The organism is Pseudomonas sp. L-22-4S-12 (genome assembly GCF_009799935.1).
GTDB lineage: Bacteria > Pseudomonadota > Gammaproteobacteria > Pseudomonadales > Pseudomonadaceae > Aquipseudomonas.
Genome location: NZ_WELL01000012.1, coordinates 101,790 through 108,033 on the forward strand (window position 1 = coordinate 101,790; position 6,244 = coordinate 108,033).

At 67.3% G+C, this 6,244-nt stretch carries 6 protein-coding genes; 3 read left to right on the forward strand and 3 right to left on the reverse strand.

Annotation, left to right across the window (positions count from 1 at the left end; all coding sequences use genetic code 11):
• Positions 1–55: 55 nt before the first annotated feature.
• From F3I16_RS20330 to F3I16_RS20340, 3 genes are read right to left on the reverse strand one after another with little or no spacing between them, the layout of a single operon-like run.
• Complete coding sequence (locus F3I16_RS20330) at positions 56–760, reverse strand: copper resistance protein B (protein ID WP_160495343.1); 705 nt, start codon at positions 758–760, stop codon at positions 56–58.
• A complete protein-coding gene (locus tag F3I16_RS20335) occupies positions 747–2,510 on the reverse strand; it encodes a copper resistance system multicopper oxidase (protein ID WP_372239668.1) in 1,764 nt (587 codons plus the stop codon). Before F3I16_RS20335 ends, F3I16_RS20330 begins: the two co-directional genes overlap by 14 nt.
• Positions 2,507–3,037 carry a plastocyanin/azurin family copper-binding protein gene (locus F3I16_RS20340; protein WP_160495344.1) on the reverse strand — a complete coding sequence of 177 codons (531 nt, stop codon included), beginning with the start codon at positions 3,035–3,037 and terminating at the stop codon, positions 2,507–2,509. The genes F3I16_RS20335 and F3I16_RS20340 overlap by 4 nt, the downstream gene beginning before the upstream one ends.
• Positions 3,038–3,198: 161 nt before the next feature.
• On the opposite strand from F3I16_RS20340, the gene F3I16_RS20345 reads away from it, so the two are divergent.
• The 3 genes from F3I16_RS20345 to F3I16_RS20355 all read left to right on the forward strand — a co-directional run bounded on the left by F3I16_RS20345 (position 3,199) and on the right by F3I16_RS20355 (position 6,156).
• The gene (locus F3I16_RS20345) at positions 3,199–3,876 is read left to right on the forward strand and encodes a heavy metal response regulator transcription factor (RefSeq protein ID WP_160495345.1); all 678 of its coding nucleotides are present in this window, start codon (positions 3,199–3,201) and stop codon (positions 3,874–3,876) included.
• On the forward strand, positions 3,876–5,210 hold the full coding sequence (locus tag F3I16_RS20350) for a heavy metal sensor histidine kinase (RefSeq protein WP_160495346.1): 1,335 nt from the start codon (positions 3,876–3,878) through the stop codon (positions 5,208–5,210). Before F3I16_RS20345 ends, F3I16_RS20350 begins: the two co-directional genes overlap by 1 nt.
• A gap of 241 nt (positions 5,211–5,451) precedes the next feature.
• Positions 5,452–6,156, forward strand: a complete 705-nt coding sequence (locus F3I16_RS20355; RefSeq protein WP_306110103.1) for a tRNA (adenine(22)-N(1))-methyltransferase TrmK — start codon at positions 5,452–5,454, stop codon at positions 6,154–6,156.
• The last annotated feature ends 88 nt before the right edge of the window (positions 6,157–6,244 follow it).

Here is a 6,244-nt window from a genome sequence, read left to right on the forward strand (position 1 = left end):
GCACCAGGCAGACCGCGCGGGGCCATGGTGCGCACGGCGCACCCTACGGCAGCGATTACAGCCAGAATTTCAGCCCCAGCACCCAGGCGCCCTCCTCGTCATGCTCGCCCTCCTCGCGCAGCCAGTCGCCGCTGCGGCCGTAGGTCTTCTCCCAGACATAGCCGGCATAGGGCGAAAACTGCGGGCTGACCCGGTAATTCAGGCGCAGCCCGGCCTCCAGGGTGCTGCCGCCGGCGCCGACGTCCAGGTCGCGGTCGTCGGCCAGGGCCAGGTCGTATTCCAGCTTGGGTTCCAGCACCCAGCGCTGGGTCAGCAGCAGCTCGTACTCGGCCTCGACGCGCAGCGACGGGTCGCCGCGTTCGCTGACGAACAGGTTGGCGTCCAGCTCGATCCACTGCGGCGCCAGGCCGTTCACACCGAGCACCGCATAACTGCGGGTTGGCCCCGGCTGGTCGTCATGACGCACGCCGGCCTGCCAGTCGAAGAACTCGCTGGCCATGCGCCGATACAGCAGCTGGGTCTCGCTGGAGTCGGTCGGCCCGCCGTCGGCGCGCTCGCCGCTGCTTTTCAGCACCGCCTTGTGCAGGTCGTTGCCGTAGGTCGCTTCCAGCTCCCAGGCCAGCGCCTGGTCGTCGCCATCGAAGCGCTGCTCCAGGTGATCCACGGCCAGCTTGGCTACCGGCATGGCGTCCATGTGCGGCTCCATGGCCAGCGCCGGGGTGGCCAGCAGCAGCGCCGGCAGCAGATTAATGGTGCGCATGTTCGCTCTCCTTGGCCGCCGGTTGTTCGCTGTAGAACGGCTGGCTACTGCCGTCGGCCGCCTCGACCACGACCTTGCGGAACATGCCGCTGCCCATGTGGTAGATCAGGTGGCAATGGAAGGCCCACTCGCCCATGGCGTCGGCCGGCACGTCCACTTCCAGGGTCTGCCCCGGCGCCACGTTGACCACGTGCTTGAGCGGGTTGAACTGGCCGTTACCCTTGTCCAGCTGCATCCACATGCCGTGCAGGTGCATGGGGTGGTTCATCATGGTCTGGTTGACGAAGCGAAAGCGCACGCGCTCGCCGTACTTGAGGCGGATCGGCTCTGCCTCGGAGTACTTCACCCCGTTGAACGACCAGAAGTAGCGCTCCATGTTGCCGGTCAACTGCAGCTCGATGGTACGGTCCGGCGCCCGGTAGCCGGCGGCCGGGCGCATGGCCTTGAGGTCGCCGTAGACCAGCACGCGCCCGCCATCCACCGGTTCGGGCGCGATGCCGCTGCCGGCGGCGTAGTCCGGGTTGTTCGCCTGGGCCGTGGCCGCGTGATTCATCGCACCATGGTCCATGCCGGCCATCTGCGAATGATCCATGCCGGCCATCGCCGAGTGATCCATCCCCGCCATGTTCGAATGGTCCATGCCTGCCATGGCCGAATGATCCATGCCAGCCATCTCGCCATCACCCATCGCGCCATGATCCATCCCGGCGTGGGCCATGCCCATATCGGCCATGCTCAGCAGGCGCGGCGCCCGCAGCGCGGGCACCTCACCCTGCATGCCGGCCCGCGGCGCCAGGGTGGCGCGGGCATAGCCGCGGCGGTCCATGGATTCGGCGAACAAGGTGTAGGCCTTGTCCTCCCGCGGCTGGACGATCACGTCATAGGTCTCGGCCACGGCGATGCGCAGCTGGTCGACGGTCACCGGCTGCACATCATTGCCGTCGGCCTGCACCACGGTCATGGCCAGGCCGGGGATGCGCAGGTCGAAGTAGCTCATGCCCGAGCCGTTGATGATGCGCAGGCGTACGCGCTCGCCCGGCTTGAACAACGCGGTCCAGTTCTGCTCGGCGTCGCGGCCGTTGACCAGGAAGCGGAAGCCGCTGACATCGGCGATATCGGTCTTGGCCATGCGCATGTTGCCCCAGTCCCAGCGATCCTTGAGCGCCGCGCTCCAGCCGTCGCGCTTGGCGTCGCGGAACAGGTCGCCGAGGGTCGGCTGCTGGTCGTTGTAGTAGTCGGCCTGCTTCTTCAGATTGGCCAGGGTGCGCTCCGGCTTCTCGTCCTGCCAGTCGAACAGCAGCACCGTGTATTCGCGGTCGTAGCGGTACGGCTGGCGGCCCTTGGGCTCGATAATCAGCGGCCCGTAGATGCCCTCCTGCTCCTGGAAGTCGGCATGGGCGTGGTACCAGTAGGTGCCGGACTGGTTGACCGTGAAGCGGTAGGTGAAGGTCTCGCCCGGCTGGATGCCGGGGAAGCTGATGCCCGGCACGCCGTCCTGGGTATAGGGCAGGATGATGCCGTGCCAGTGCAGCGCGGTCATGCGCTCCAGTTTGTTGGTGACGGCGATCTCCACCGCCTCGCCTTCCTGAAAGCGCAGTTCCGGCGCCGGGCTCTGGCCATTGACGGTCAGCGCCGGGCGCACGCCGTCGCTGAAGCGCACCTGGCCCTCGTCGATCACCAGTTCGTAGCGAGCGGCCTGGGCGGCCAGGCTCAGGCCCAGCAGTCCGGCGGCGAGTAGCAGACGCCTCACGGCTTGACCTCGACATTACCGACCATGCCCGCCTGGTAGTGGCCGGGGATATTGCAGGCGAACTCCAGGCGGGTGCTCCGGCTGAAGGTCCAGGTCAGCTCGGCGCTCTGGCCCGGTTCGAGCATCACCGTATTGGGGTCGTCGTGGGTCATCTTGCCGTGCTGCATGCCGCTCATATCGTGCTGGCTATGGTCCATCTTGCCCATGTCCTGGGACATGCCGGTCGGGGTGAGCATGCCCATCTGCTGCATCGCCAGCATGTGCTTCTGGTGCTCGGCGTGCATGGCCGCATCGCCCAGGCTGAATTCGTGCAGCAGCGCGCCGTCGTTCTTCAGCACGAAACGCACGGTCTCGCCGGCCTTGACCTGCACGCTGCCCGGCTCGTAGTACATATCGCCCAGGGTGATGGTGACGGTGCGGTCGGCCTCGGCCGCCTTGCCCGGCTCACCGAAACTGAAGTGCCCCGGAGCGGCCAGGGCCGGCAGGCTGATGGCGCAGAGCAGCGGCAGAAGAAAACGTGCGGACATGAGTGAGGCTCCATGGATGGAAGATGGCCCACTCTAGACGCCGGCAACTGGCGCTAAGCTGACGCGAAGATTACAACTTTGTCAGCTTTGCTCATTCCTGCCCCTGTATGACGTATAAAGCCGGCATCCACCCCGCACGAGCCCCCGGCTGTGAGCCCCAAATGAAACTGCTGATAGTCGAAGACGAACCCAAGACCGGCCAGTACCTGCGCCAGGGCCTCGCCGAGGCCGGTTTCAGCGTCGAACTGGCCGCCGACGGCAGCAGCGGCGAGCTGCTGGCGCTGTCCGGCGAGCATGACCTGCTGATCCTCGACGTGATGCTGCCCGGCCGCGACGGCTGGCAGATCCTGCGCAGCGTGCGCGGCGCCGGCCTGGACACCCCGGTGCTGTTCCTTACCGCCAGGGACGCAGTCGAGGACCGCGTGCGCGGCCTGGAGGCCGGCGCCGACGATTACCTGGTCAAGCCCTTCGCCTTCACCGAGCTGCTGGCCCGCGTGCGCACCCTGCTGCGGCGCAGCAACGGCGTGGCGCAGGACACCCAGCTGCAACTGGCCGACCTGTCCCTCGACCTGCTGCGCCGCCGCGCCGAACGCGCCGGCCAGCGCATCGAGCTGACCGCCAAGGAATTCGCCCTGCTCGAACTGCTGCTGCGCCGCCAGGGCGAAGTGCTGCCCAAGTCGCTGATCGCCTCGCAGGTGTGGGACATGAATTTCGACAGCGACACCAATGTCATCGAGGTGGCCATCCGCCGCCTGCGCGCCAAGGTCGACGACGGCTTCGCCCAGCCGCTGATCCACACCGTGCGCGGCATGGGCTATGTGCTGGAGGCGCGCCACTGATGTCCCTCGCCAATCGCCTGGCCCTGCTGTTCGCCGCCTGCGCCGCGGCGGTGGCGCTGATCGCCGGCAGCCTGTTCAGCCAGGCCAGCGCCCTGCACTTCGTCGAGCTGGACCGGCAACTGCTGCAAGGCAAACTGGCCGTATTCGCCGACATTCTTCGTGGGGCCGACGACCCCGACGCGCTGGCCAGCCGCCGCGCCGCCATACAGCTGGAGCTGCAACGCCATCCGGAGCTGGCCCTGCGCATCGACGAGCGCGATGGCCAGGTATGGCTGGCCAGCCTGGCGTCACTCGCCGAGCTGCCGGCTTCCAGCCAGGCGCTGCAGCGCTGGAGCAGCGGCGCCAGCGACTACCGGGTGCTGCAGCAGCGCCTGGACAACGGCCTGCGCCTGAGCCTGCTGCTGGACATCACCCACCACCAGCATTTCCTGCAGCAGATGCAGCGGCTGATCTGGCTCTGCGTCGGTCTCTCGGCCCTGGCCACCGCCCTGCTCGGCGCCTGGGTGGCGCGGCGTGGCCTGCGCCCGTTGCGCAACATGACCGCAGTGGCGCAGCAGGTTTCCGCCAGCTCGCTGACCACCCGCCTGCCGATCCAGAGCCTGCCCGCCGAGCTGGGCGAGCTGGCGCAGGCCTTCAACGCCATGCTGGCGCGCCTGGAAGATGCCTTCGCCCGCCTCTCGGCGTTCTCCGCCGATATCGCCCACGAGCTGCGCACGCCGCTGTCCAACCTGCTGACCCAGACCCAGGTGATCCTCAGCCAGCCACGGCCGCTGGAGGACTACCAGGAAGCGCTGCACTCCAACCTGGAGGAACTGCAACACCTGGCGCAGATGGTCGGCGACATGCTCCTGCTGGCCAAGGCCGAACACGGCCTGCTGCAGACCCGCCGGGAAAGCCTGGAACTGGGCGCCGAGCTGGCCGCGCTGGCCGAGTACTTCGCCCCGATGGCCGAGGATGCCGGGGTCACCCTGCGGGTCGCCGGCCAGGCCGCGCTCAGCGCCGACCGCGGCCTGCTGCGCCGCGCCCTGAGCAACCTGATCGACAACGCCCTGCGTTTCACCCCCAACGGCGGCGAGCTGCGCCTGAGCACCGCAAGCTCGGGCGCCACCGTACGCATCGAAGTGGCCAACCAGGGCCCGGAGATTCCTGCCGCATTGCGCGAGCGCCTGTTCGACCGTTTCTACCGCGCCGACCCGGCCCGCCGCGAGGGCAATGCCGAGCACGCCGGCCTCGGCCTGGCCATCACCCGCTCCATCGTCCGCGCCCATGGCGGCGAGATCCGCTGCGAATCGGCCGAGGGCTGGACACGCTTTGTCCTCGAGTTTCCCGCCTAAGAACCTGCTTACGATCTCCTGGCCGTCGGCCATACGGCGTTAAAAGCAGCCTCGGAATGCTCATTTACAGCTCGTAAACTCCGCTTCCTCGGCTGCTTTTGCCTTGTCTGGCTCTAGTCCAAAAGATCGTAAACAGGTTCTACGATGAGCAGCAGGATTTGCCAGGCACGCTGTTGCTCGACAAAATCGCCCGCCGTTCCGGCCCAACCTGCCGGACGACCGTGGTGAAAAGAGGCAGCCGTTGAACGAACAGAGATTGTCCGAGCGTCTGGAGCGCGTGGCCGCGCATGTGCCGGCCGGTGCGCGACTGGCCGATATCGGCTCGGATCACGGCTACCTGCTCGTCGCCTTGATGAGGCGCGGCGTGATCGCGGCGGCGGTTGCCGGCGAGGTGGCGTTGACGCCGTTTCACGCGGCGCAACGCACCGTGCGCGAAAATGGCCTGAGCCAGCACATCAGCGTACGCCTGGCCAGTGGCCTGGCAGCGATCGAGCCCGCAGACGGCATCACGGCGATCAGCCTCTGCGGCATGGGCGGCGAAACGATCCGCGACATCCTCGACCGCGACCAGGCGCGCCTGAGCGGCAAGGAGCGCCTGATCCTGCAGCCCAACGGCGGCGAGCAGCCCCTGCGCCAATGGCTGATGGAAAATGGCTACCGCATCCTCGGCGAGGAAGTGCTGCGGGAAAACCGCTTCAACTACGAAATCATCGTCGCCGAACGCAGCGGGCCGGTGCTGTACACCGCCCAGGAACTGTACTTCGGCCCCCTGCAATTGCAGCAACGCAGCGCGGCCTTTCTGGCCAAGTGGCAGCGCCTGCTGCGCCTCAAGCAGCGAACCCTGACCCACTTCGCCCGAGCACGGCAGGGCGTGCCCGAAGAGCAGGTGCAAGCGCTCACACAACAGGTCGGGTGGATCAGCGAACTGCTTGCTCAGGAAGGCTGATACCCGTGTGCGCAGCGCACAGCTAGCACAGCCTGAATGAATCGCTCCGGGTTTCGTGGAGGCCTCAACTCTTGAGAAGATGAGGCCA

What these genes read in the sequence shown, in the direction of transcription:
- F3I16_RS20350 (WP_160495346.1), top strand. Translation starts at nt 3,876, where the DNA reads ATGTCCCTCGCCAATCGCCTGGCCCTGCTGTTCGCCGCCTGCGCCGCG.
- F3I16_RS20330 (WP_160495343.1), bottom strand. Translation starts at nt 760, where the DNA reads ATGCGCACCATTAATCTGCTGCCGGCGCTGCTGCTGGCCACCCCGGCG.
- F3I16_RS20340 (WP_160495344.1), bottom strand. Translation starts at nt 3,037, where the DNA reads ATGTCCGCACGTTTTCTTCTGCCGCTGCTCTGCGCCATCAGCCTGCCG.
- F3I16_RS20345 (WP_160495345.1), top strand. Translation starts at nt 3,199, where the DNA reads ATGAAACTGCTGATAGTCGAAGACGAACCCAAGACCGGCCAGTACCTG.